Below are 24,927 nucleotides of genomic sequence, written 5' to 3' on the forward strand. Positions count from 1 at the left end.
TTTCAGGTCCCCCACTTTGGTCTCGCGACATTATGCGGTATTAGCCACCGTTTCCAGTGGTTATCCCCCGCCATCGGGCAGATCCCCAGACATTACTCACCCGTCCGCCGCTCGTCAGCAAAAGCGCAAGCGCTTTCCTGTTACCGCCCGACTTGCATGTGTTAGGCCTGCCGCCAGCGTTCAATCTGAGCCATGATCAAACTCTTCAATTGAAAGCTTGATGCTCAAAGAATTCACTAATTAACGCTCTTTTGTTTGGCTAACTTTGTCGGCTTCACTGCGCTACACCTCGCCGTACTGAAGTACTGTCTCGGTGTTGCTCGCTTGCCTTCGCGTTATCCTGCCAAAATAACGTTACTAAATTAGTTCGTAATGAATTAACTGTTGTTCACTCTTCAAGACTTTAAAACGTATTTTTTTGTGATACGGTCTTGTGAGTGCCCACACAGATTGTCTGATTAATTGTTAAAGAGCAGGCTGACATAAAAATTAACATTCTCGTTCAGCCGGGCTGCGTATACTACGCTTTTCGCCCGCAGAGTCAAGCGCTTATTCGCTTTTTCTCTGCCCGACCTCACAATGTTTATCAGCGTTGTGTCGGTCAGTGGTGGCGCATTATAGGGAGTTCTTTGACGCTGGCAAGTATTTATTGAAAAAAAATTTCCAACAGAATGCTTTTTCAACAATATGATGATATAAAGAACAAAACAGCCTACTTTTTAATGTCCTTAATCGCTTTAGGTAAGTCTGCAAGGCTATTTATGACTAAATCAGCCGCTTGTTCAGCTTCATCAGTAATTGGTTTACCTGTACGAACTAACACTTTAGTTCCCACTTTCGCCAACGTCGCCGCTTGCATATCTTCCAGCTTGTCACCAACCATAAAAGAAGCTGTCATATCAATACCAAGTTCTTTCTGTGCGTCCAGCAACATACCCGGCTGTGGTTTACGACAGTCACAACTCTTCTTATATTGCTCTTCAGTTGCATCTGAGTGATGAGGGCAATAATAGATGCCATCCAAATCCACGCCACGGTCTGCCAGCGACCAATCCATCCATTCCGTCAGTTGCAAAAACTGCTCTTCATCGAAAATGCCACGGGCAATACCTGACTGGTTTGTAACTAATACCAGTGCATACCCCATCTTTTTCAATTCAATCATGGCTTCAATGACACCATCGATAAATTGAAAATCATCTATTTCATGTACATAACCATGATCGATATTTATTGTTCCGTCACGATCTAAAAATACGGCAGGAATACCTTGTGTCACCCGATTGCTCCAAGAATGTAATAAGCTTCCAGTATCGCACGATTTAGCTATGAATGAGAATGCAGCAATTAATTTATTCACAGTTGACTTAGACGTCTAGACACCTTAACATCCGATTCAACGGGTGGTTTGTTTTCTCAAAAATGTTCAAGCTATCAATTTTCAAAATTTTTATAAAAACAAATAAGAATAAAAATGATAAAACTTTCTCATATCAATAAAATATTCCAGCAGGGTGCCCGTTCTATTAACGCGCTTTCAGATATCAGCCTGCATGTCCCACAAGGGCAAATTTACGGTGTTATTGGCTCATCCGGCGCAGGTAAAAGTACACTAATTCGCTGTGTAAATATGCTTGAGCGTCCAACTTCCGGGCAAGTACTGGTTGATGGTCAGGATTTAACTATCTTATCTGATAGTGATTTAACTCGTGCACGTCGTCGTATTGGCATGATTTTCCAGCACTTCAATTTGCTGTCTTCAAGAACAGTGTTTGGCAATATAGCTTTACCTTTGGAACTGGATAACATTCCAAAGTCTGAAATTAAAAAGCGAGTAGACGAGTTATTGGAGCTTGTTGGTCTTGCAGATAAGCATGATGCTTATCCAGCAAATCTCTCCGGCGGACAAAAGCAACGCGTTGCCATTGCACGCGCTCTAGCTAATTCACCTAAGGTCCTTTTATGTGATGAAGCAACCAGTGCCCTAGATCCTGCAACAACACGTTCTATTCTAGAATTATTGAAAGATATTAATCGCCGTCTGGGACTAACCATTCTGTTAATTACACATGAAATGGATGTCGTCAAACGTATTTGTGACCAGGTAGCCGTTATTAGTGGTGGGCAATTGATTGAACAAGACATTGTTAGTGAAGTGTTCTCTCATCCCAAGACGCCTATCGCTCAGGCATTTATTCAGTCAACTTTGCATCTGGATATCCCTGAAGATTATGTACAAAAAATGCAAAGCCACCCAGCGCCAGATCTTAGTCCATTATTGAAATTAGAGTTCACCGGTCAGTCTGTTGATGCCCCACTGATTTCAATGGCGGTACGTCGTTTTGATATTGATATGAATATATTAAGTTCTCAAATCGATTATGCCGGCGGCGTAAAATTTGGTGTGATGTTAGCTGAATTACACGGTGAAAATGGCGGCGTTGAATCAACGATTAAGTTTTTACAAGATCATCATGTGAAAGTAGAGGTTCTCGGTTATGTCTGAAGGAATGATTTTATTACTGGCTAAAGGCGTCTGGGAAACTCTAGTAATGACTTTTGTTTCTGGTTTCTTTGGCTTCATTATCGGGCTGCCGGTCGGTGTATTATTATATGTCACCCGTCCCGGTCAAATTATGGAAAATAGTAAACTCTATCGTTTTCTTTCAGCGGTAGTTAATATTTTCCGCTCTATCCCATTTATTATTTTACTGGTGTGGATGATTCCTTTTACCAGATTAATTGTGGGGACATCGATCGGTTTACAGGCTGCCATTGTCCCATTAACCATAGGTGCTGCACCATTTATTGCTCGTATGGTGGAAAATGCTTTATTAGAAATTCCATCGGGACTCATTGAAGCCGCTAGAGCAATGGGAGCAACTCCATTCCAGATTATAAAGAAAATTCTGTTACCTGAAGCATTGCCTGGTCTGCTCAATGCAGCCACAATTACCCTCATAACTTTAGTCGGTTATTCTGCAATGGGAGGTGCTGTAGGTGCAGGCGGATTAGGCCAAATTGGCTACCAATACGGTTATATCGGCTATAATGCAACAGTAATGAATACCGTATTAGTGTTACTGGTTATTTTAGTTTATTTAATTCAATTAAGTGGTGACCGTTTAGTCAAGGCCACAACACATAAATAACAAGATTATTTTAATAACAGTACCTGTTCGGTGCTAATAAATCAGTATTCTATAGGGGTAAAGTATGTCTGTTAAATTAAAAACAATCGCAACTATCGGCGCTCTTTTAGGTTCATTAATTTTGTCGGGTTGTGGGCAAGAGAAAAAAGATCCAAACCATATTAAAGTCGGCGTTATCGTTGGTGCAGAGCAGGAAGTTGCTGAAATTGCCAAAAAAGTCGCTAAAGATAAATATGGTCTAGATGTAGAATTGGTGACCTTTAATGATTTTGTATTACCAAACGAAGCTCTGAGTAAAGGTGATATTGATCTGAATGCATACCAGCACAAACCCTATATGGATCAGCAAATCAAAGATCGCGGTTATAAGATGGTCATAGTTGGCAATTCTTTTGTTTATCCAATTGCAGGTTATTCCAAAAAAATTAAATCTCTGGATGAATTGCAGGATGGTTCCCAAATTGCGTTACCAAACGATCCAACGAACTTAGGCCGCTCTTTATTACTGTTACAGAAACAAGGTCTAATTAAACTGAAAGATGGCATAGGTTTATTACCAACAGTTCTGGACGTTGTTGAAAATCCTAAAAATCTAAAATTAGTCGAACTGGAAGCTCCACAATTACCACGTTCACTGGATGATCAAAAAATTGCTCTGGCAATCATCAATACGACATATGCAAGCCAGATTGGCCTGACTCCAGCAAAAGATGGTTTATTTGTTGAAGATAAAGATTCTCCATATGTAAACCTACTAGTTAGTCGAGAAGATAACAAAGATGCTGAAAACGTTAAGAAATTCGTTAAAGCATATCAATCCGACGAAGTTGATGAAGCTGCCAATAAGATCTTTAATGGTGGTGCAGTGAAAGGTTGGTAATCTTTCATATTACGCTCATCAATATTAGAATAATCAGGCGGACAAATTGTCCGCCTGATTTATCATGGCATCATGTTTTCGATATTTCTTGTTAACCTGATCTACTCGCCTAACTCTAACCGTAAAAATTCGAGGATCTATAATGCGTAGGCTACTTGCCTCTTTGTTAGCACTGTCCATAACAGGATGCTCAATACAACAAACAACATTTCCTGACTCTTCCCAATTATCAGATATGAAACTTACAGAACTATCAACTGGAGAAAAAAAGCATTTCCCTTCATCCGTAAAGTTATATACCAAGAGTGAAGAATTATTAGGTGCCTCATTTAAAGATTTAGGGATTGTTTCTGGTCAATCATGTCGCAGTTCCTTACAAGATCCACCAGCGAATATCACCGTAGCTCGCAACCAGATGATAACCAAAGCAGCTTATTTGGATGCTAACGCTGTTTTATTGCATCAGTGCGAAATATTATCAGGCCAAGGATGCTACCAGATAGCAATATGTGAAGGCTCAGCCCTGCTTATCACCCAATGACCGATTTCCATTTCACACAGATAGGGGTTATCCACTCCCCTTATAAAGAAAAATTTGCCATTCCCCGCCAACCAGGTCTTATAGAAGACGGTGGCGGGAAACTGGTATTTATTCCTCCCTATAATCAACCGGATGCAGTTCGTGGTCTGGAACAATTTAGTCATTTGTGGGTTATTTTTATCTTCCATCAAACAATGGAAGGTGGCTGGAAATCAATGGTGCGTCCTCCTCGTCTAGGCGGCAATGCAAAAATGGGCGTATTCGCAACCCGTTCGACTTTTCGGCCTAATCCAATTGGTATGTCTCTAATTGAACTTAAAGGGATCGAATACAAGAAAGGTCAAGTTACTCTGGAATTGGGTAGCCTGGATTTAGTTGATGGTACGCCTGTTATTGATATTAAGCCTTATTTACCTTTTGCCGAATGTCAGCCACATGCGATAGCAGGTTTTGCACAACAATCCCCTTCTACCGATATGGAAGTGATATTTTTACCTGCCGCTGAGCAACAACTCATCTCAGTTCAAAATATTTATCCGAATTTACGTCGTTTTATCAGCCAAGTTTTGACCCAAGATCCTCGTCCTGCTTACCGGAGAGGAGAACAGGAAAATCGGGAATATGCGGCTCATTTACTGAATTTTAATGTACGCTGGAGAATATGTGGCACATTGACTGAAGTGATCGCCATAGATCCCCACTAAAAATCAGCATATACCCTTTTGGCATTTTAAACTCACTGGTAGACTAAAGGCTTATTTTCGCTTTTTATTGGCTGGCAAATTTCTGCCAGTCAGAAGCAATTTGCTGCTCTAATGGAACCTAACAATGCGTACTAGCCAATATCTGCTCTCTACATTAAAAGAGACTCCTGCCGACGCGGAGGTTGTCAGCCATAAACTGATGCTTCGTGCGGGTATGATCCGTAAACTCGCTTCAGGTCTGTATAATTGGATGCCTACGGGTATCCGGGTACTTAAAAAAGTCGAAAACATTGTTCGTGAAGAGATGAACAATGCCGGAGCGATTGAAATATCTATGCCCGTCGTACAGCCGGCAGGTCTATGGCAAGAAAGTGGCCGCTGGGAACAATACGGTCCAGAGTTACTACGTTTTGTTGACCGAGGCGACCGTCCTTTTGTACTAGGTCCAACTCATGAAGAGGTCATCACTGATCTGATCCGCAATGAAGTCAGCTCATATAAGCAATTACCACTGACATTATTCCAAATTCAGACTAAATTTCGCGATGAAGTTCGCCCTCGTTTCGGCGTGATGCGCTCCCGTGAATTCCTAATGAAAGATGCTTACTCTTTCCACGCTACCCAGGCATCATTACAAGAAACTTATGACAATATGTACGAAGCCTACAGCAAAATTTTTACCCGCATAGGTTTGAATTTTCGTGCTGTGCTGGCAGATACCGGTTCCATCGGTGGTAGTGCTTCCCATGAATTTCAGGTTCTGGCAGCCAGTGGAGAAGATGATATCGTTTTCTCAACTGAATCCAATTATGCAGCTAATATTGAATTAGCCGAAGCTGTTGCTCCTGCTTATGATCGCGCAGCACCAACAGAAGAGATGCATCTGGTAGATACTCCAAACGCAAAAACAATTGCTGAACTGGTTGAGCAATTTAATCTGCCAATTGAGAAAACGGTTAAAACCCTGATGGTTCATGCAGCAGAAAGCACAAGTCATAAATTGATTGCCTTACTGGTTCGGGGCGACCATGAACTTAATGAAATCAAAGCAGAGAAATTATCTTTAGTTGCCAGCCCACTGACTTTTGCTACCGAGGAAGAGATTCGTTCAATTATTGGTGCAGGCCCAGGTTCATTGGGACCTGTCAATCTGCCAATACCTGTTATTATCGACCGCAGTGTGGCAGTGATGAGTGACTTTGGCGCAGGTGCTAATATCGATGAAAAACACTATTTCGGTATCAACTGGGAGCGTGATCTGCCACTACCTGAAATTGCTGATATCCGTAATGTTGTTGAAGGCGATACCAGCCCGGATGGTAAAGGGACATTGCTTATCAAGCGTGGTATTGAAGTTGGTCATATTTTCCAACTTGGCACCAAATATTCTGATGCCATGAAAGCTACCGTTCAAAGCGAAGACGGCCACAATCAGATAGTCACTATGGGCTGTTATGGTATTGGTGTTACTCGAATTGTCGCCGCAGCGATTGAACAAAATCACGATGACCGCGGTATCATCTGGCCTGATGCAATTGCACCATTCCAAGTTGCTATTTTGCCAATGAATATGCACAAGTCATACCGAGTTAAAGAAGTTGCAGAGAAACTGTATGCTGATCTACGCGCTAGCGGCATTGATGTTATTTTTGATGATCGTAAAGAACGCCCAGGCGTGATGTTTGCCGATATGGAGCTTATCGGTATACCACACACTATCGTTATTGGTGACCGTAATCTCGATAATGGCGAAGTAGAATATAAATATCGTCGCGGTGACGAAAAACAAATGCTGAAACTAGACGATGTTGTTGATTACCTGAAGCAACAACTTGGTTGTTAATTGAATTATTGCAGTAACTTATTGAATAATATGGTGATAATGGTCACATTATAACAGAGCATTTTACGCTTCTTAGCCCATTATCACCATACATATTGAAACTAGAATTATTTCTTCACATTACAAGATTTCGATTTATCGAAATAGATTTTACCCGTCTGAATCAAGGCAGGATCGAATTGCCCATCTTCCATTGAAGGACTAACGCTGTAATAGCCTTCAACTGCAACGTAAACCGGCGTTCCACCTTCCACACCGACTTGGTGATAGCCTTGCTCCAAATCCAGACTTTCCGGTACGGCATACCGCTTACCTGTACTACAATCAGTAAATGAAGCAGCATCAGCCATGTAGCTGTATTCACCCATCAGTTTCTTCGGTTTTACCCGTTGCAGTTCATAATTGAATGATGATTCAATTTGATTGCCTTCAATATCCAACATGACCAAATTTTCACCCTTCGGCAGATAATAAGATTTCTGGTCGTCTGATTTTGTCAGGCTAATTTTCTCTCCATTTTTCGCCCATAGACCAGATTCAAAGAACGACTGGTCACCATCACGAGCGCCAAGATAAGTTTGCTCCAGAATATAAGTACCATCATTATCCAATAACAGTGTGGTATCAATACCAGAACAATCAGCACAAGGAAGAACGCCATGAAAAGTCTGATCTACTGGCTGTGAACTCGTTTGCTGTACTGAGTTACCTTTACATCCCATCAAAGCAGATACGCCCACAGCAACTAACGCTGTCAAAAGTTTCTTATTCACATTTATCTCCACACAGTATAATGAGCTCTATAATTCTCATCTTATAAGTAACACAAGGAACATAGCGATTATTCAAGCCTAATAGCGTAAGTACTGTCCTTCTTAAGGATGTTACCCAACAATAGCAAAATAACGTAGGCCGATTTTAATACTTTTGTCAGGAACTTGCTGTGAAATAAGACTTTTATTTATTTACTGTTCAGAATGAATAACCAAAGTTATTCATTAATCACGATTGATTTCCTGTGCTATAGTCATTAACAGTGCTTTTGAGTTACAATTTTTAACAACCACGGGCGGCAATAACCGCCACTAACCATAGTGGTGAGCGAATATGTCTATAAATACTGAATATCAACCAATTAACTGTGACGACTACGACAATCTTGAGTCAACTTGCCAACATCAGCTCCACCTCCACATAAAGTTGCGAGGTGGAGAAGTTATTGAAGGAAAAGCCTGTGATTTGGTTTTAAGAAAAAAAGTTGAATACTTGATAATTGAAACAGAAGGTAAACCCCGTGAATTGCGGTTAGATCATATTGCTAGCTTCAGTCACCCTAAAATTGGCACTATTACTATTGAACACTCTGAATCTTGATAGAAAACAGCCGCCTTGGGCGGCTTAACTTTTTATTTTAACAGCGTTTTATGCCAGCTAATTGTTAACATCTCCCTTCCTTCCGCCGCTTCACTTTCCTTGGTGACAAAAATACCTAACGCCGCTATTAATTGTTCATTGTAATAAAGCAATGGAATTCGTTCTCTAAGCCACGGAGCAACACCAAGCTCTTGCCACAATTTTTTACTATGCCGGGAGTGTTGACGCCCCACAATGCTTATCATTCCCTGGACACCAAAGCGAACAGACACTCGCTCATTACCAACCGGGGCCCTTACTTGAATACCGCGATCAGCAATATTCAATTCTCCCAGGTGCTCCGGTAATACCAAAGTATTGCAAATATTCCACTCAAGAATAGTCTCTTTCAAAGATTGCCATTGAGGAACCAACCAGAGTTTTTGCTTATAACGACGTACATCATATTTACCAAATTGTAGTCGAGGCTCAGCATCAGTGCGAGCAAGCGCCACCTCATACCAAAGCCGATTAAGCTGCTCTCGTGAAGGCATTTTCATCTCATGATAACCAAACCAACGGCGTAACAAAGCATTTCGTTTGGCTTCGGAACATACAGCCAAAGACGAAATACCCAAAGCACCATCTTGAGTTATTAGCTCTTTCAGAGACTGATCCAGTAATTCATCTAGAAGCTGCTCTTGCTCACCACATAAACTTGCACTACGAGCAACAGCTTGTGGGAAATGCGGCCAACGTTGATTCAGTAACGGCATGATGTGTAAGCGCAGAAAATTTCTGTCATAACGATCATCTTGATTACTGTCGTCTTCAATCCAATTCAGACGATGTTCACTGGCATACATCTCCAGTTCATTCCGACTATAGTCAAGTAGCGGGCGTAACAATAATGTATCGGCAAATGCAGCGATTGAAGGCATAGAGGCAAGACCTGCCGGACCGCTACCTCGCTTTAATGCCAGTAAAAAAGTCTCCGCCTGATCATCAAGATGTTGAGCTGTTACCAAAATTTCGTCTTTTTGTAATTCTCGCTTGAATACCTGATATCTAGCATCGCGAGCAGCAGCCTCAATCCCCTTTTGACGAGCATCTATCATGACTCTTGCGGAATGAAACTCCACCCGCCAGTCATCACAGATCTGCTGGCAATGTTCAACCCATTGATCTGCTTTTAGGTTTAAACCGTGGTGAATATGCATTGCTCTTAGTTGAATTTCCTGATTATGTTGATTACGCCAATTAACCAGCAAATGAAGCAAAACAGAGGAATCTAACCCACCACTGAATCCAACCAAGATTTTCTTATATTCACCAAGCTGCTTAGCCAAAGTGACAAATAGTTTCTCATCAATGTTTGTCATTATAGGTTCAAAAATTCATTAGCTTGCAATAATATGAATTCATTATTATCTACTTTAGCAAGTCTAAAACCGCTGTCAGTCAGATATGTTTTTCACTACTTTCATCAAGAATATGAAATGATAAAAAGAAGTAGAAACAGTAAAGGATGGAATGGCTGAAATTTATCATTTCCAGTCATTTACCATCCCTTATTCAAGCAATTAATTCAAATATCAACAATAACCATATTGCATCAAACGCTGATATCGGCGGTTGATTAATTCTTCAGATGTCAAATGATCAAGCTCTGCCAAATCAACCAACAACTGAGCTTTCAACGACGCGGATATTGTTTCATAGTCACGATGGGCGCCACCTAATGGCTCTGAGATCACAGTATCGACTAATTCCAATTCTTTTAAACGAGGTGCAGTGATCCCCATTGCTTCTGCCGCCAAAGGTGCTTTTTCCGCGCTTTTCCACAAAATTGAGGCACACCCTTCTGGGGAGATAACAGAATAAGTACTATATTGCAGCATATTTACTTTATCACCAACACCAATCGCTAATGCGCCACCAGAGCCGCCTTCACCAATGACAGTACAAATAACAGGCACAGACAGACGGGACATTTCACGCAAGTTGCGAGCAATCGCCTCAGATTGACCACGCTCTTCCGCACCAACCCCTGGATATGCACCAGGAGTATCAATGAAAGTAATAATTGGCAGTTTAAAACGCTCTGCCATTTCCATCAGGCGCAAGGCCTTACGATAGCCTTCTGGCGCTGGCATACCGAAATTACGGCGAATTTTTTCTTTGGTCTCACGGCCTTTTTGGTGACCAATAATCATCACTGGACGCCCATCAAGACGAGCCAGACCACCAACAATGGCTTTGTCATCAGCATAAGCACGATCACCAGCAAGCTCTTCAAAATCAGTAAAAATATGCTGAATATAGTCCAACGTATAAGGACGACGCGGGTGACGGGCAAGCTGAGCAATTTGCCAGGCACCTAAATCTGAAAAGATTTTACGAGTCAATTCCAAACTTTTTTCTCGCAAACGTTGTACTTCTTCATCCAGATTTATATCTAATTTTTCACCTTGACGGCTAACTGCGGTTAGCGAATCAATTTTCGCTTCCAGCTCGGCAATCGGCTGTTCAAATTCAAGAAAATTCAGACTCATAACATTCCTATTTCAGTCAAATTCTAATTCTACCTGCTCATTACCCAGCAGAGTTCGCAAATCTGTCAGAAGGTTATCCGTTGGCGTTACCCTCCACGTCGCGCCAAATCTTAAACGGGCGCGGGCGTCTTCCCTCTGGTAATAAAGATGAACTGGTATCGTTCCTGAACGATGTGGTTCCAATGCACTACGAAGACGGCTTAACAATTGATCATCAATTTGCCTGTCTGACAGCGAGATAGCAAGTCCACGCGCATATTTTTCACGCGCCTCACTAATATCCATTAATTCACGAGCTGTCATTTTAAGACCACCATTGAAATCATCAAAGCTGACCTGCCCTGTAGCAATTAATATCCGGTCTTGTTCTAACAAATGCCGATATTTCTCCAAGGCATCGGAAAATAACATAACTTCTAGACGTCCTGAACGGTCATCTAAGGTACAAATACCAATCCGGTTACCTCGTTTGGTTATAATCACTTTAGATGCTAACACCAAACCTATCACCGTCGTTACTTGACCGCGTGGTGTTGGATTCACATCTTTTAACCTCAATCCATTAGTATAGCGCTCAATTTCTTTTAAATAACGGGTGATAGGATGCCCAGTTAAATAGAGACCCAGAGTTTCCCGTTCACCATCAAGAACAATTTGTTCCGGCCATTGAGGAATATTGGCATAAGAGCGCTCCACTTCTTCTGGTTCTTCGGCCAATACACCAAACATATCAGTCTGACCAGTGGCTTCCGCTTTAGCATGTTGATCCGCTGCTTTTAGGGCATCTTCCAGCGTAGACATCAGTGCTGCACGGTGCGGCCCCAAACGGTCAAATGCCCCTGACATGATCAGTTTTTCCATCACTCGACGATTTAACTTCTTGATGTCAACACGGGCACATAAATCAAACAGTTCTCTAAAATAACCCTCTTTCTGACGAGCCTCAATGATCGCTTCAATCGGCCCTTCACCTACCCCTTTAATTGCACCGATACCATATACGATCTCCCCGTCATCATTAACGTGGAAATGATATAAGCCACTATTGATATCAGGTGGTAAGATTTTCAGCCCCATGCGCCAGCATTCATCAATCAAACCAACGACTTTTTCTGTATTATCCATATCAGCAGTCATTACCGCAGCCATGAATTCAGCCGGATAATGCGCTTTCAACCATAACGTCTGATAAGAAACCAAGGCATATGCAGCGGAGTGAGATTTGTTAAATCCGTAACCGGCAAACTTCTCTACCAAGTCAAAGATTTTCATTGCCAGTTCGCCATCAATACCCAGTTTTTTCGCGCCTTCTTCAAAGACAGAACGCTGCTTAGCCATTTCCTCCGGCTTTTTCTTGCCCATCGCTCGCCGGAGCATATCTGCACCACCGAGAGTATATCCCGCTAGCACCTGAGCAATCTGCATCACTTGTTCTTGATAAAGGATAATGCCGTAAGTTGGCTCCAACACAGGCTGTAAAGATTCATGCTGCCACTGTATATCCGGGTATGAAAGCTCTTCCCGGCCATGTTTGCGGTCAATGAAGTTATCCACCATTCCTGATTGCAAAGGACCTGGGCGGAATAAAGCCACAAGCGCGATCATATCTTCGAAGCAGTCGGGACGCAGACGTTTAATCAGATCCTTCATACCACGGGATTCAAGCTGAAATACCGCTGTTGTTTCAGCACGTTGCAGCATATCAAAGCTTTTAGCGTCGCTCAGTGGAATCGCTGTAATATCAATCGGCTCTTGACCTTTCTTCGCTCTACGCGCGTTGATCATCTCTAATGCCCAGTTGATAATAGTCAGTGTCCTCAGTCCGAGGAAGTCAAATTTCACCAACCCTGCATATTCCACATCGTTTTTATCAAACTGAGTAACCGGGTTCAAACCTTCCGGGTCACAATAGAGCGGCGAAAAATCGGTGATCTTAGTTGGGGCAATAACCACCCCACCCGCGTGTTTCCCGGCATTACGAGTGACACCTTCCAACTTACGCGCCATATCTATCAGCGCTTTAACTTCCTCATCCGCTTCATAGATTTCAGGAAGTTGCGGCTCCGCGGCAAATGCTTTCTCCAATGTCATACCTGGATCAAGCGGTATCAATTTAGAAATCCTATCAACAAATCCGTATGGATGCCCTAGCACACGGCCAACATCCCGAATTACCGCTTTCGCTGCCATCGTACCGAATGTGATGATCTGAGATACGGCATCACGACCATATATATCAGCCACATGATCAATCACCAGATCGCGTTTTTCCATACAGAAATCGACGTCGAAATCGGGCATGGAAACACGTTCAGGGTTAAGGAATCGTTCAAATAGCAAATCAAATTCCAAAGGATCGAGATCAGTTATTTTTAGAGCATAAGCTACCAAAGAACCGGCACCCGAACCGCGTCCCGGACCAACAGGAACACCGTTGTCTTTCGACCACTGAATGAATTCCATCACGATCAGGAAGTAGCCTGGGAATCCCATCTGGTTGATAACCCGAAGTTCAACCTCGAGTCTCTCATCATATTCAAGACGTTTTTCTGCACGTACTTTAGGATCTGGATAGAGAAATGCCAAACGCTCTTCTAACCCTTGTTTAGATCTATCTATCAGATAATCTTCAGTACTCATTTCCCCTGTAGGGAATTGAGGCAGGAAGTATTCACCAAGGCGAATAGTGACATTACAGCGCTTAGCAATTTCTACACTGTTTTCCAGCGCTTCCGGGATATCAGCGAATAGCTCACACATTTCCTGTTCACTACGCAGATATTGCTGAGGACTGTAATTTTTCGGACGTTTGGGGTCAGCCAAAGTATAGCCATCATGAATCGCTACGCGAATCTCATGAGCATCAAAATCTTCGCTATCAATGAAGCAAACATCATTGGTCGCAACGACAGGCAGGTTTTTTTCCGTCGCCAGCGCAACCGCTGCATGCAGATAACTTTCTTCATCTGCACGCCCAGTGCGGATCAACTCCAAATAATAACAACCGGGAAAATGCTCCTGATAAAACTCAAGGCATTGGTCCACCATAACCTGATTACCACGTAGCAGGAATTTACCCACATCCCCCATACGACCACCGGAGAGCAAAATTAGCCCTTCTTTATGGTTTATCAACCATTCCTGTTTAATTGTCGGACCAATCGCACCATATCCCTTCTGATAAGCCTCTGATATCAGCAATGTCAGGTTATGATAGCCCGTATTATTGCGTGCAAGAATGGTCAGGCTAGCGTACTCATCGCCAAGCAGTTCACTTTCCACATAGAAATCAGCACCAATAATCGGTTTTATTCCTGCCCCATGAGCACTGCCGTAAAACCTCACCAACCCACATAAATTAGTAAAATCAGTGATCGCAAAAGCCGGCATACCTAACTGCGCCACCTTTTTCACTAAAGGGCTGGTTTTGGCTAAGCCATCAATCATTGAATAGTCGCTGTGAACACGTAAGTGCACAAAACGGGGTTCGGCCATATATTTATCCAGATGATATCAATTTGAAGAATAGCTGTATTCAGTCAACAAGTTTACTTAAAGGCCAATTGCTCTCTTAACCGGCGCAAAACTTTTACGATGATGTTCCGTCGCTCCCAACTGGGCCAACTTTTCTAAATGAAATGCCGTTGGGTAGCCTTTATGCTTAGCAAATCCATATTCAGGAAACAGTTGATCAAGTTCGGCCATTTCCCGATCTCTGGTCACTTTCGCCACAATAGAAGCGGCACTGATTTCAGCAACCAGTCCATCGCCTTTTATTACCGCTTGTGCCGGCATGGGTAATTTAGGGCAACGGTTACCATCAATCAGCACATATTCAGGAGAAATAGGCAAATTAGCCACAGCCCTTTGCATCGCAAGCATAGTTGCATGCAGGATATTCAATTGATCAATTTCTGCCGGCTCTGCACGCCCTAAACTCCAGCACAATGCTTTTTCTGTGATCTCCAGATACAGTGCCTCACGGCGTTTTTCACTAAGTTTTTTAGAATCGGCCAAACCAACTATCGGCCGTAATGGATCTAAAATAACCGCCGCAGTCACAACTGCACCCACTAATGGGCCTCGACCAACTTCATCAACCCCAGCAATCAGACTTGCCTGAGGATATATAAATTCCATCATTTTCCTGCCAATTCCAACACTGCTTGTGCTGCTTGTTCGTCAGCATTACAACGAATGCTTTCATGCAAACGTAAAAATGTCTGCTTCAATATTTCAACTTTTTCACTGCCTTGTAGTAACGGCAACAATTCATCTGCAAGTTTTTGCGGCTGACATTTTTCCTGCAATAATTCTTTAACTAACTCTTCACCGGATAATAAGTTAGGCAATGAAACATAAGGCGTTTTTACCAGACGTTTTGCCAACCAGAAAGTCAATGGCTTCATCCGGTAACCCACCACCATTGGACATTTTGCCAGCATACATTCCAGAGCAGCAGTACCAGAGGCCAAAAGTGCAGCATCACTTGCGATCATGATATCTCGCGCTTTGCCATCCACAAGGTGAACATTCAGCTCTGGCGCAATTTCCTGCTTAATGCGCTCGAATTGTTCACGCCGTTTAGCATTCACTAATGGCACAAATATATGCAGGTCAGATATGCTGCGCTGTAATAACTGAGCAGTTTTAAGAAAATCTGCACTCAGCATCTCAACCTCAGAATGTCGGCTCCCCGGCAATAAAGCCAAGCAAACAGCCTCTGGAGGAATACCTAATGACTCACGCGCCGTCGCTTTATTTGGTTGTAATGGCATAGCATCCGCCATAGTGTGTCCAATAAACCGGCACGGAACATTAAACTTATCGTAAAACGCTTTTTCAAAAGGTAAGAAAGCCAAGACCATATCAGTGGCTTTACCAATTTTGAAAACACGTTTCTGGCGCCAAGCCCATACAGACGGGCTGACATAATGAATGGTGCGGATGCCCCGCTGTTTTAACCGACCTTCCAAGGTGATATTGAAATCCGGCGCATCAATGCCCACAAACACATCAGGTTTCAGTTCAGTGAAACGAGTTGTCAGATCCTTACGGATTTTCAACAAACGAGGCAAACGTTCAAGAACTTCGACAACCCCCATTACTGCTAGCTCTTCCATCTCATACCAGGCTTCACAACCTTCAGCCTGCATAAGAGGACCTGCCACACCAACAAAACGGGCATTAGGTACTTTCGCTTTTACAGCACGAATTAAACCTGCGCCAAGGATATCACCGGAGGTTTCTCCGGCGATTAATCCAATAGTCAACGGACGCAGACTATCAATAGAAGAAATGGTAGCCAAAGGAGTATCCTTCATCTACTTAACGGACAATGCCACGGGTAGAATTTGCCAGAAAATCGCTGAAGATTTTTACCTGCTGATTACCTTCAGCTAACTCAGCAATTTCTTGTTGTGCTTCTTCTAAAGTTTTTCCATTACGATACAAAATCTTGTATGCATTTCTAATTGCGTGCAATGAATCTTTATCAAAACCACGGCGTTTCAGGCCTTCGACATTAATGCCAAAAGGTGTGGCATGATTCCCCTGAGCGATAACATATGGCGGAATATCCTGTACCACACCAGAACACCCTCCCACCATAGCATGAGCGCCAATCTGACAAAACTGATGAATCGCACTCATACCACCAATGATGACATAATCACCCAGAGTAACATGCCCTCCTAAAGTACCATTATTAGCAATGACACAACGATCACCGATAATACAGTCATGAGCGACATGGGTATTGATCATCAACAAATTATCATTGCCGATTTTCGTTACACCGCCACCCTGCACAGTACCACGATGAATGGTGACACTTTCGCGAATACGGTTACGATCACCAATTTCAACCCGAGTTGGTTCACCGTGATATTTCAGGTCCTGATTCATTTCGCCAATAGAAGCAAACTGAAAAATCTGGTTATCACGGCCGATTTTGGTTATTCCATTGATAACAACATGAGACTTCAGCTCTGTACCTTCGCCAATTTCAACCTGTGAACCAATACAACAAAACGGTCCAATATGCACATTAGCGCCAATAACCGCACCATCTTCTACAATAGCGCTAGGATGTATATAAGCGGTTTCATCAATCATAGATTAAACCTCACGACGGCGAGCACACATCATTTCTGCTTCGCAAGCTACTTCTCCATCGACTTTTGCTACGCCTCTACAACGTGCAACACCTCGACGCTCTTTAATAAATTCTACTTCTAATATCATTTGATCCCCAGGCACTACGGGGCGTTTAAAACGGGCACCATCGATAGCGGCAAAATAATAGAGCTCATTTGGCTCCAGTTTGCCGACGCTCTTAAATGCCAGAATTCCGGTGGCCTGTGCCATAGCTTCAAGGATCAGAACGCCAGGGAAAATAGGTTTGCCGGGAAAATGCCCTTGAAAGAAGGGTTCGTTTAAAGATACATTTTTTACTGCACGTAAGAATTTACCTTCCTCAAAATCAAGAACGCGATCCACTAATAAAAACGGATAACGATGTGGAAGCAGATCTAAAATTTCTTCAATGTGCAGAGTATGATTATCACTCATCTAAATACTCTTCCTGTCAAAAAGGACTAATTGTATTAACGACACGGCCCGCTTAAACCCCAAATCCAGAGTTCCCAGGCAGGCCGCAAAAATAAGACACAACCAAAAATATAGTGCAATTAAATATAGTGCAATTACTCGTTTTCGTCTTCCAGCTTACCCTCAATTGACTTAAGACGTTTATTCATTTCATTGATATTCATGACTAAAGCTGCTGTCTTACGCCAAACTTTATTTGGTTGTGCCGGAATGCCAGAGGAGTATACACCAGGTTCAGTGATGGGACGCATTACCATACTCATTCCCGTGACTGTCACCTTATCACAGATTTCCATATGCCCATTAATTACACTGGCGCCGCCAATCATACAGTAACAACCAATTTTCAGACTACCGGCCATGATCACACCGCCAGCAACCGCCGTATTGTCACCAATGATGACATTATGAGCAATCTGACACTGGTTATCGATAATGACTCCATTGCCAATAATGGTATTATCCAAAGCTCCCCGATCAATCGTCGTACAGGCGCCAATCTCAACCCGGTCACCCATAATGACTGAACCTAATTGAGGAATTTTAACCCACTTACCACGATCATTCGCATAGCCAAAACCATCAGACCCAATCACTGCTCCTGACTGAATCAAACACTGTTCACCCATTTCAACATTATGATAAACAGAGACATTCGCCCAAAGACGACTTCCCGCGCCAATACGCGTATTTTTACCAATAAAGCAACCTGCGCCGATAACAACATTGTCACCAAGAACAACGCCAGATTCGATAACAGCATTGGCTCCGACAGCAACGTTTTTACCCAAAGTCGCCTGAGGTGAAATCACCGCAGAAGGGTGAATATCCTGTGCGGGAACCGGTGTTGTATCCATAATCTGAGCCATATAGGCATATGCCAGATAAGGATTGGCGACAACCAACGCCGGAATATTGCAATAAGGAAGATCTGACGCCTGGAGAACGACAGCGGCAGCCTGACATTCACCTAAACGTTCACGGTAACGACTGTCCGACAAAAAAGTGATCTGTTCGCTATTAGCCGAATGCATTGGCGCAATACTGGTGATAACAATATCGCCATCACCATGTAATTGTGCATTCAACTGCTGAGCTAAATCAGCCAATCGAATTGAAGACATCTATTATTTAACCTGTTTCAATACACTTGCAGTAATATTTTTACCAGATACTGAATAAGCAACAGCATTCGCATCAATAACGACATCATAGCCTTCTTTGCCAGCAACGACTTTGATTGCGTCCTGAATACGGCTTAGAATTTTGTTGCGTTCTTCCATCTCGCGGCGACGGTGATCTTGTTCAAAAGCTTGGGCTTTTTTGCCAAATTCTTCACGCTTAGCCATCACCTCTTTTTCCAGATTAGTACGTTCACTGGATTTCATCGTAGAGCCATCGCGCTGTAATTTCTGGATTTTGGACTGCAAGTCAGTTTCCATCCGTTGCAGTTCAGATGCGCGGTTTTTAAACTCATTTTCCAACTGCTTCATAACAGCTTCACGGGCAGGCAACTGCTGGAAAATCTCACCGACATTGACAACGGCAATTTTGTCTGCTGCCTGAGCACCAGCAGAAAAAGCTAATGCAATACCAAAGCTTGCTGCACACAACAATTTTTTCACTATAAACTCCTTAAACCACGCTATCTGTAACAGATTGGAAAACTTAGTTAACGCTCTGAAACCTGCGATTTCAGAGCTTGCTCTATCAATAATAAGATAAAAACGCATTATCACCAGGTTTTGCCAATATTAAATTGGAATTGCTCTGATCTATCACCTTCGTAGTCTTTAATCGGCTTAGCATAAGAGAACACTAGCGGACCTAAAGGAGACATCCATTGCAATGCAATACCCGCCGAAACGCGGATATTACCTGGTTTACTATAATCAGGTATACCTTTGCTTTTCATCACCGCAGAATCATTCCAATCGGTATCCCAAACCGTACCTGAATCAATAAAGAATGAAGTTCGGACAGAATTCGAATACTTACTATCAAGGAATGGCGTTGGCGTAATTAACTCAAGGCTGGCTACCGCCATTGCGTTACCACCTACAGCATCACGAGATGGACTCTCTTTCTTAGGCGACCCATCCTTATTCAGGTAAATAGCCTTAGGACCGATATTGTTAGATCGGAAACCACGAACCGTACTGGAGCCACCTGCATAGAAGTTTTCATAGAATGGCAACTCTTTACCACCTAATCCATCCCCATACCCTAAACGACTGCGCCCCAAAATCACCCAAGTACGATCATCATTAATTGGATAATAGGCGGAAGTATCAAGAGTCACTTTGTAAAATTCGTTATCGGAACCAGGAATAGTCACTTTACCATTCAGAGTCGATTTCACGCCTGATGTTGGGAAGAAACCACGGTCGAGGTTGTTATATGTCCATCCCATAGTAAGAGCAAAGTCATCCGCTTTGAATTCGGCTTTACTTTCAAGATCAGGTTTCTCGCCCATAGACCTCAGATAACGCCACATTGCTACCTGAGGAAGCATTTCAGACAGCGAGTTATGAATATAATTTAAGCCAAAATTCAGGGAGTTATTTTCATTAATCGGGAAACCAAGGAAACCACTTATACCATAGCTTTGGTTAGTGTAACCGGATAATTCAGCATCATCGGCCCTGAAATCGTTGTAGAATACCCGACCGCCAAGACTCACGCCATTAATCGTGAAATATGGATCAGTGAAGGAGAGTTCTGCGTAGGTTGAATAATCGTTCTTGCTGGCATTAATTCCAACAGCGTTACCTGTACCCAACCAGTTATCCTGCTGAGCGCCAATCTGGAAACTAACACCACTTTCTGTACCAAAACCAACACCAAAGTTCAGAGAACCAGTATTACGTTCTTTAACTTTATAAACGACATCGACCTGATCAGGGCTGCCTGGTATACGCTGAGTTTCAACGTCTACCGTTTCGAAATAACCCAAACGGTTAAGACGCTCTTTACCCAGTTCAACCAAATCACTCCCTAACCATGCTCTTTCCATTTGACGCATTTCACGACGCAGAACGGAATCTTTAGTGGTGTCATTACCAGAAAAACGGATTTTACGGACATAGAAACGGTTACCTGCATCAATATTGACATGCAGTTTTACTGTCTTATCCTGATCATTGATTTCAGGTTGCGTCATCACTCGTGGATAAGCATAACCATAGCGACCAAGCAGGTTTTTGATGTCATTTTCCATTTTAGTCACCTGAGTCCCGTTATACAGAGAACCAGGTTCAATGGCAGCCAGCTTAGTAATTTCTGACTGATAACCCGCCATATTACCGTTCAGGTCAATACCGGATATTTTGTACTGATCCCCCTCAGTTATATTTATCGTGACATAAATACCTTTTTTATCTGGCGTCAAACTGACCTGAGTCGAATCAATGTTAAAACGGGCATAACCACGATCAAGGTAAAAACTGCGCAATGCTTCAAGGTCACCAGTCAGTTTTTGTTTTTGATATTTCTGATCAGCAGTCAGATTCCACCACGGCACATCATCTCTCAGTTGGAAACGATTCAATAACTCATCAGAAGAAAATGATTTATTACCGACAATGTTAATTTGCTGGATTTTTGCCGAAACACCTTCAGCGAAAACCAGTTTTAAATCGATACGGTTACGTGGAAGAGGCGTAACAACCGCTTTTACACTCGCGTTGTATTTACCCACACTGTAATAAAAATCTTCCAACCCTCTTTCGATATTGGACAGCATCGTGCGGTCAAGGGCTTCTCCGACCCGAACATGAGATGCCTCAAGGTTCTGTTTCAACATGTCATCTTTCACCGATTTATTGCCGGAGAAAGTGATGCTGGCAATAGTCGGCCGTTCTTTTACCTGAACAATAAGTGTATTGCCATCACGCAGGACACGAACGTCTTCAAAGTTACCAGTAGCAAATAGTGCATGAATGGTACGACCGATATCTTCATCGCTGACCGTATCACCTACGCGAACTGGCATATTCAATAATGCTGCACCTACGGCGACACGTTGAAGACCTTCAAAGTGAATGTCCTGAACTACGAATCCGTCTGCACCGTATGCAGTGGCGCTGCCGAACAGCAGCGACGCTATGAGTAACTTTTTCATCGCCATCGTTGTAATGCGTCTTCCTAACCAGTCTTCCGCTTTAAAAACGGGAGAAATCATTGAAAAGTGCAAGCCCCATCAATAACACCAGTATCATAGCACCGATGCGATAGCTGAAGTCTTGTACACGCTCGGAAACCGGCCCCCCCTTTATCTTTTCGATAAACAAGAAGAGCAAGTGTCCACCATCTAACACAGGTAGTGGGATTAGGTTAATAATCCCAAGATTGACGCTTATTAGCGCCAAAAACATCAAATAATACACCAAGCCGGAATCAGCCGACACCCCCGCCCCTTTGGCAATAGAGATAGGCCCACTCAGGTTGTTAATTTTCACATCACCAACGATCAGCTTACCAATCATACTGACAGTTAATCGCATCAATTGCCAAGTCTTATCTCCTGCCTGATACATGGCAGAAAAAGGCCCGTATTGCTGAACGATTTTATATTCATCGGCTAATGGCACAATTCGCAGTTCCACACCGGCAAAACCAACTTTCCTGCCACCGGATTGTTGTCTTACTTCCGGTGTCATAGAGAGAGAAATAATATGACCAGCCCGATCCACGGAAAGTTCCAGCGGGACATTCGGATTATTACTGACAAAGGATGTAAAAGTATGCCACGTATCTATTTCCTGGCTACCGACTTTAACTATCCTATCCCCCTTTTGCAAACCTGCTTTTTCCGCTGCGGAGCCAGGGATGACTTTTTCCACCAGAGAATCCAAACGAGGACCAACAGGCATAATTCCTAATGACAACACAGGGTCCTGCTTATCAGGATCAAAGCGCCATTGCCGCAAATCCAGAGTTTTCTCTACCGGATGTGATGAACCTGGAGAAATAACCTGAACCGTCATGTTATCGTCACCTATCTTGCCCACCAGAGCAAAACGAACTGAATTCCAATCAAGCGTTTCGATACCATCTACGGATTTTAGTTCCATTCCTGATGAAATATTTGCTTGCGCAGCGATAGAATCTGGTTTGATATCCGCAACAACAGGACGTATTGCCGGCACGCCAATAATAAACACTAACCAATAAACCACAGCCGCCAATAAAAAGTTAGCAATTGGCCCGGCACTGACAACCGCAGCACGTTGACCAAGTGTCTTATTATTGAATGCCATATGACGGTGTTCAGGAGAAACAGGTGAAACACGCTCATCAAGCATTTTCACATATCCCCCCAGTGGAATAAGGGCTATAACATATTCCGTTCCCTGGCGATCCATACGCCGCCATAGCGCTTTACCAAAACCAATGGAGAAACGTTCAACGTGAATACCACACTTCCTGGCTACCCAAAAATGACCAAACTCATGCACAGTGATCAATATGCCTAGCGCAATAATAAAAGCCGCCAGATTCCAGAGAATTCCCATCATATTTTTTAAACGCCGTCAAACAGAGAGATCAAAACACCAGCAATATCATGCCGGCAAAAACAGGGATCGCAGCAGTCAGACTATCAATGCGATCCATAACACCGCCATGTCCCGGAATTAGCTGGCTGCTATCCTTAATACCTGATTCACGTTTGAACATACTCTCAGTCAAATCACCAAATACAGAAGCGATAACAACAATAGCAGAACACAACATAAGTTTTTCAGGCATTGCAGGTACTGGAGCATATTTCCCAAACAGCCATGAAATAATGGCCGCTGTCATTAACCCCCCGATTAATCCTTCCAGCGTTTTTCCCGGAGAAACTTTCGGCGCCATTTTACGTTTACCTAAAGTGCGTCCGAAGAGATAAGCACCGGAATCCGCTCCCCATACCAACAACATGACATACAGTAACCACCATGCGCCATAATATGAATTATCATCATATCCCTGAGTCCGTAAAACCATCATTCCACAGTAAAACGGCACTAACGTCAGGACACCAAACAAAAGGCGCAATAAAATGGATTTCTTCCAAATTGCAGCGGAAGAAGGATAGGTAACAACCAGAAGCGTCGCGACAATCCACCAAATCATTCCCCCCCATAGGATAAAAGTGATTTGCGGTTGTCCAATCAAATCAGTGAAATCTGGCAGAGTATACTGTAGGGCTAATAAACCAATAGCAAACAGAGCTGCCAAAGTAGCCCGTTTCTTTTGGCTAAATAAGCCGGCGAATTGCCCCCATTCCCATGCAGCAAGGGCTGAAACAGCGATAATAACCAACCCAAACGCTACTGGCGGCAGCAAAAACAGAGCGGCAATCACAAGAGGGATTAATATCACAGCCGTTATAAGGCGGTACTTCAACAAGAGTTCCTCCTATGATCCCACATCGGCATCGTCTGGTATTGTTCCGCCAAACCGGCGTTCTCTTTTGGCAAAGGCATTAATTGCACCTTCAAAAACGGTTTCATCAAAATCAGGCCAGAGTATATCGGTAAAATAGAATTCTGCATAAGCTATCTGCCATAACAGAAAATTACTGATACGATGTTCACCTCCGGTTCTGATGACTAAATCAACCTGAGGCTGCTGGCTTAGATTCATATAATTATTAACTAATTCTTCAGTAATATCCTGTGGCTCAAAGGGATTATCTTTAATCTGCTGAGCAATTTTCTGAATACTTTGAACAATATCCCAACGACCACCATAATTTGCAGCAATATTAAGTTGCAGCCCCGTATTATTAGCAGTCAACTTAACTGAGCGACAGATACGATCCCGTAAACGCTCACTGAACCGGCTGATATCGCCAATAACAGATAATCTAATATTATGCTTATGTAAACTTTTGACTTCGCTATCTAGTGCAAAAATAAATAATTCCATTAAAGAACTGACTTCTTGCTCCGGCCGATTCCAGTTTTCACTACTGAAAGCGTATAACGTCAGTGACTCAATTTTATGTTTAGCCGAGAAACTCACCGCACTCCGTACCGCTTTAATCCCCGCACGATGACCAAAGGCTCTTAATTTCCCTCGTTTCTTTGCCCAACGGCCATTACCATCCATAATAATAGCAACATGTTTAGGTAATAATGACGATAAATCGTTCTGATGATGATTGCTGGATAATATCACTCAATTAATCCTTTACTGGTCAGGGTAATTCTCTTACAAGTTCAGGCATCTCAAACATAAAAAAGCCGTGTCTGGTATCCACGGCTTGGGTAAAAGCCTAATTATCTGGAAGAGAAC

At 42.9% G+C, this 24,927-nt stretch carries 22 protein-coding genes and 1 rRNA gene; 7 read left to right on the forward strand and 16 right to left on the reverse strand.

The features are described 5' to 3' along the window. Both OO184_RS07425 and gmhB read right to left on the reverse strand, forming a co-directional pair. Positions 1-212, reverse strand: a 16S ribosomal RNA gene (locus OO184_RS07425); the annotation flags it as partial. A gap of 500 nt (positions 213-712) precedes the next feature. Continuing rightward, positions 713-1,279, reverse strand: coding sequence for a D-glycero-beta-D-manno-heptose 1,7-bisphosphate 7-phosphatase (gmhB, locus tag OO184_RS07430; RefSeq protein ID WP_265378626.1), 567 nt, complete (start codon positions 1,277-1,279; stop codon positions 713-715). Between the two features lie 195 nt (positions 1,280-1,474). Between gmhB and metN the strand changes: the two genes are divergently transcribed. The 6 genes from metN to proS all read left to right on the forward strand — a co-directional run bounded on the left by metN (position 1,475) and on the right by proS (position 7,120). Further along, positions 1,475-2,506, forward strand: coding sequence for a methionine ABC transporter ATP-binding protein MetN (metN, locus tag OO184_RS07435; protein WP_265378627.1), 1,032 nt, complete (start codon positions 1,475-1,477; stop codon positions 2,504-2,506). Further along, positions 2,499-3,152: a methionine ABC transporter permease MetI gene (locus OO184_RS07440; RefSeq protein WP_265378628.1), complete on the forward strand. Its 654-nt coding sequence runs from the start codon at positions 2,499-2,501 to the stop codon at positions 3,150-3,152. Before metN ends, OO184_RS07440 begins: the two co-directional genes overlap by 8 nt. 64 nt (positions 3,153-3,216) lie before the next feature. Next, positions 3,217-4,032, forward strand: a complete 816-nt coding sequence (locus tag OO184_RS07445; RefSeq protein ID WP_265378629.1) for a MetQ/NlpA family lipoprotein — start codon at positions 3,217-3,219, stop codon at positions 4,030-4,032. A gap of 142 nt (positions 4,033-4,174) precedes the next feature. Then, the gene (gene rcsF / locus OO184_RS07450; RefSeq protein ID WP_265378630.1) at positions 4,175-4,573 is read left to right on the forward strand and encodes an envelope stress sensor lipoprotein RcsF; all 399 of its coding nucleotides are present in this window, start codon (positions 4,175-4,177) and stop codon (positions 4,571-4,573) included. Continuing rightward, on the forward strand, positions 4,570-5,277 hold the full coding sequence (gene tsaA / locus OO184_RS07455) for a tRNA (N6-threonylcarbamoyladenosine(37)-N6)-methyltransferase TrmO (RefSeq protein WP_265378631.1): 708 nt from the start codon (positions 4,570-4,572) through the stop codon (positions 5,275-5,277). Before rcsF ends, tsaA begins: the two co-directional genes overlap by 4 nt. Before the next feature lie 124 nt (positions 5,278-5,401). Then, positions 5,402-7,120: a proline--tRNA ligase gene (gene proS / locus OO184_RS07460; protein ID WP_265378632.1), complete on the forward strand. Its 1,719-nt coding sequence runs from the start codon at positions 5,402-5,404 to the stop codon at positions 7,118-7,120. A gap of 107 nt (positions 7,121-7,227) precedes the next feature. On the opposite strand, the gene nlpE is transcribed toward proS, so the two are convergent. Next, positions 7,228-7,893 (reverse strand): envelope stress response activation lipoprotein NlpE, encoded by a 666-nt coding sequence (nlpE, locus tag OO184_RS07465; protein WP_265378633.1) that lies wholly within the window; start codon positions 7,891-7,893, stop codon positions 7,228-7,230. A 334-nt stretch (positions 7,894-8,227) separates the two neighbouring features. Between nlpE and rof the strand changes: the two genes are divergently transcribed. Next, positions 8,228-8,494 carry a Rho-binding antiterminator gene (gene rof, locus OO184_RS07470; protein WP_036781226.1) on the forward strand — a complete coding sequence of 89 codons (267 nt, stop codon included), beginning with the start codon at positions 8,228-8,230 and terminating at the stop codon, positions 8,492-8,494. A gap of 32 nt (positions 8,495-8,526) precedes the next feature. Here the strand turns inward: rof and tilS are convergent, their stop codons facing one another. The 13 genes from tilS to ispU form a co-directional block, all read right to left on the reverse strand. Continuing rightward, positions 8,527-9,855, reverse strand: a complete 1,329-nt coding sequence (gene tilS, locus OO184_RS07475) for a tRNA lysidine(34) synthetase TilS (RefSeq protein ID WP_265378634.1) — start codon at positions 9,853-9,855, stop codon at positions 8,527-8,529. A gap of 213 nt (positions 9,856-10,068) precedes the next feature. Next, positions 10,069-11,028 carry an acetyl-CoA carboxylase carboxyl transferase subunit alpha gene (accA, locus tag OO184_RS07480; protein ID WP_265378635.1) on the reverse strand — a complete coding sequence of 320 codons (960 nt, stop codon included), beginning with the start codon at positions 11,026-11,028 and terminating at the stop codon, positions 10,069-10,071. A gap of 12 nt (positions 11,029-11,040) precedes the next feature. Beyond that, positions 11,041-14,523, reverse strand: a complete 3,483-nt coding sequence (gene dnaE / locus OO184_RS07485) for a DNA polymerase III subunit alpha (RefSeq protein ID WP_265378636.1) — start codon at positions 14,521-14,523, stop codon at positions 11,041-11,043. A gap of 57 nt (positions 14,524-14,580) precedes the next feature. Beyond that, positions 14,581-15,171, reverse strand: coding sequence for a ribonuclease HII (rnhB, locus tag OO184_RS07490; RefSeq protein WP_265378637.1), 591 nt, complete (start codon positions 15,169-15,171; stop codon positions 14,581-14,583). Continuing rightward, a complete protein-coding gene (gene lpxB, locus OO184_RS07495) occupies positions 15,168-16,352 on the reverse strand; it encodes a lipid-A-disaccharide synthase (RefSeq protein ID WP_265378638.1) in 1,185 nt (394 codons plus the stop codon). The genes rnhB and lpxB overlap by 4 nt, the downstream gene beginning before the upstream one ends. A 4-nt stretch (positions 16,353-16,356) precedes the next feature. Continuing rightward, entirely contained in the window at positions 16,357-17,145 is a 789-nt protein-coding gene (gene lpxA / locus OO184_RS07500) for an acyl-ACP--UDP-N-acetylglucosamine O-acyltransferase (protein WP_265378639.1), read from the reverse strand. 3 nt (positions 17,146-17,148) lie between these two features. Beyond that, positions 17,149-17,601, reverse strand: coding sequence for a 3-hydroxyacyl-ACP dehydratase FabZ (fabZ, locus tag OO184_RS07505; RefSeq protein WP_265378640.1), 453 nt, complete (start codon positions 17,599-17,601; stop codon positions 17,149-17,151). 134 nt (positions 17,602-17,735) lie between these two features. After that, the gene (gene lpxD, locus OO184_RS07510) at positions 17,736-18,764 is read right to left on the reverse strand and encodes a UDP-3-O-(3-hydroxymyristoyl)glucosamine N-acyltransferase (protein ID WP_265378641.1); all 1,029 of its coding nucleotides are present in this window, start codon (positions 18,762-18,764) and stop codon (positions 17,736-17,738) included. A 3-nt stretch (positions 18,765-18,767) separates the two neighbouring features. After that, positions 18,768-19,265, reverse strand: a complete 498-nt coding sequence (gene skp / locus OO184_RS07515) for a molecular chaperone Skp (protein WP_265378642.1) — start codon at positions 19,263-19,265, stop codon at positions 18,768-18,770. A gap of 110 nt (positions 19,266-19,375) precedes the next feature. After that, entirely contained in the window at positions 19,376-21,769 is a 2,394-nt protein-coding gene (gene bamA / locus OO184_RS07520) for an outer membrane protein assembly factor BamA (protein ID WP_265378711.1), read from the reverse strand. Between the two features lie 34 nt (positions 21,770-21,803). Beyond that, positions 21,804-23,159: a sigma E protease regulator RseP gene (gene rseP, locus OO184_RS07525; protein WP_265378643.1), complete on the reverse strand. Its 1,356-nt coding sequence runs from the start codon at positions 23,157-23,159 to the stop codon at positions 21,804-21,806. Positions 23,160-23,187: 28 nt separating this feature from the next. Next, a complete protein-coding gene (cdsA, locus tag OO184_RS07530; protein WP_265378644.1) occupies positions 23,188-24,036 on the reverse strand; it encodes a phosphatidate cytidylyltransferase in 849 nt (282 codons plus the stop codon). Positions 24,037-24,045: 9 nt separating this feature from the next. Further along, entirely contained in the window at positions 24,046-24,741 is a 696-nt protein-coding gene (gene ispU, locus OO184_RS07535) for a (2E,6E)-farnesyl-diphosphate-specific ditrans,polycis-undecaprenyl-diphosphate synthase (protein WP_376712543.1), read from the reverse strand. Positions 24,742-24,927: the final 186 nt, after the last annotated feature.

This window comes from Photorhabdus aballayi (genome assembly GCF_026153155.1).
Classification (GTDB): Bacteria; Pseudomonadota; Gammaproteobacteria; order Enterobacterales; family Enterobacteriaceae; genus Photorhabdus; species Photorhabdus luminescens.

Coding starts and splice junctions, on each gene's coding strand:
- metN (WP_265378627.1), top strand. CDS start 1,475: ATGATAAAACTTTCTCATATCAATAAAATATTCCAGCAGGGTGCCCGT.
- OO184_RS07440 (WP_265378628.1), top strand. CDS start 2,499: ATGTCTGAAGGAATGATTTTATTACTGGCTAAAGGCGTCTGGGAAACT.
- OO184_RS07445 (WP_265378629.1), top strand. CDS start 3,217: ATGTCTGTTAAATTAAAAACAATCGCAACTATCGGCGCTCTTTTAGGT.
- rcsF (WP_265378630.1), top strand. CDS start 4,175: ATGCGTAGGCTACTTGCCTCTTTGTTAGCACTGTCCATAACAGGATGC.
- tsaA (WP_265378631.1), top strand. CDS start 4,570: ATGACCGATTTCCATTTCACACAGATAGGGGTTATCCACTCCCCTTAT.
- proS (WP_265378632.1), top strand. CDS start 5,402: ATGCGTACTAGCCAATATCTGCTCTCTACATTAAAAGAGACTCCTGCC.
- rof (WP_036781226.1), top strand. CDS start 8,228: ATGTCTATAAATACTGAATATCAACCAATTAACTGTGACGACTACGAC.
- tilS (WP_265378634.1), bottom strand. CDS start 9,855: ATGACAAACATTGATGAGAAACTATTTGTCACTTTGGCTAAGCAGCTT.
- accA (WP_265378635.1), bottom strand. CDS start 11,028: ATGAGTCTGAATTTTCTTGAATTTGAACAGCCGATTGCCGAGCTGGAA.
- dnaE (WP_265378636.1), bottom strand. CDS start 14,523: ATGGCCGAACCCCGTTTTGTGCACTTACGTGTTCACAGCGACTATTCA.
- rnhB (WP_265378637.1), bottom strand. CDS start 15,171: ATGATGGAATTTATATATCCTCAGGCAAGTCTGATTGCTGGGGTTGAT.
- lpxB (WP_265378638.1), bottom strand. CDS start 16,352: ATGAAGGATACTCCTTTGGCTACCATTTCTTCTATTGATAGTCTGCGT.
- lpxA (WP_265378639.1), bottom strand. CDS start 17,145: ATGATTGATGAAACCGCTTATATACATCCTAGCGCTATTGTAGAAGAT.
- fabZ (WP_265378640.1), bottom strand. CDS start 17,601: ATGAGTGATAATCATACTCTGCACATTGAAGAAATTTTAGATCTGCTT.
- lpxD (WP_265378641.1), bottom strand. CDS start 18,764: ATGTCTTCAATTCGATTGGCTGATTTAGCTCAGCAGTTGAATGCACAA.
- bamA (WP_265378711.1), bottom strand. CDS start 21,769: ATGGCGATGAAAAAGTTACTCATAGCGTCGCTGCTGTTCGGCAGCGCC.
- rseP (WP_265378643.1), bottom strand. CDS start 23,159: ATGATGGGAATTCTCTGGAATCTGGCGGCTTTTATTATTGCGCTAGGC.
- ispU (WP_376712543.1), bottom strand. CDS start 24,741: ATGGATGGTAATGGCCGTTGGGCAAAGAAACGAGGGAAATTAAGAGCC.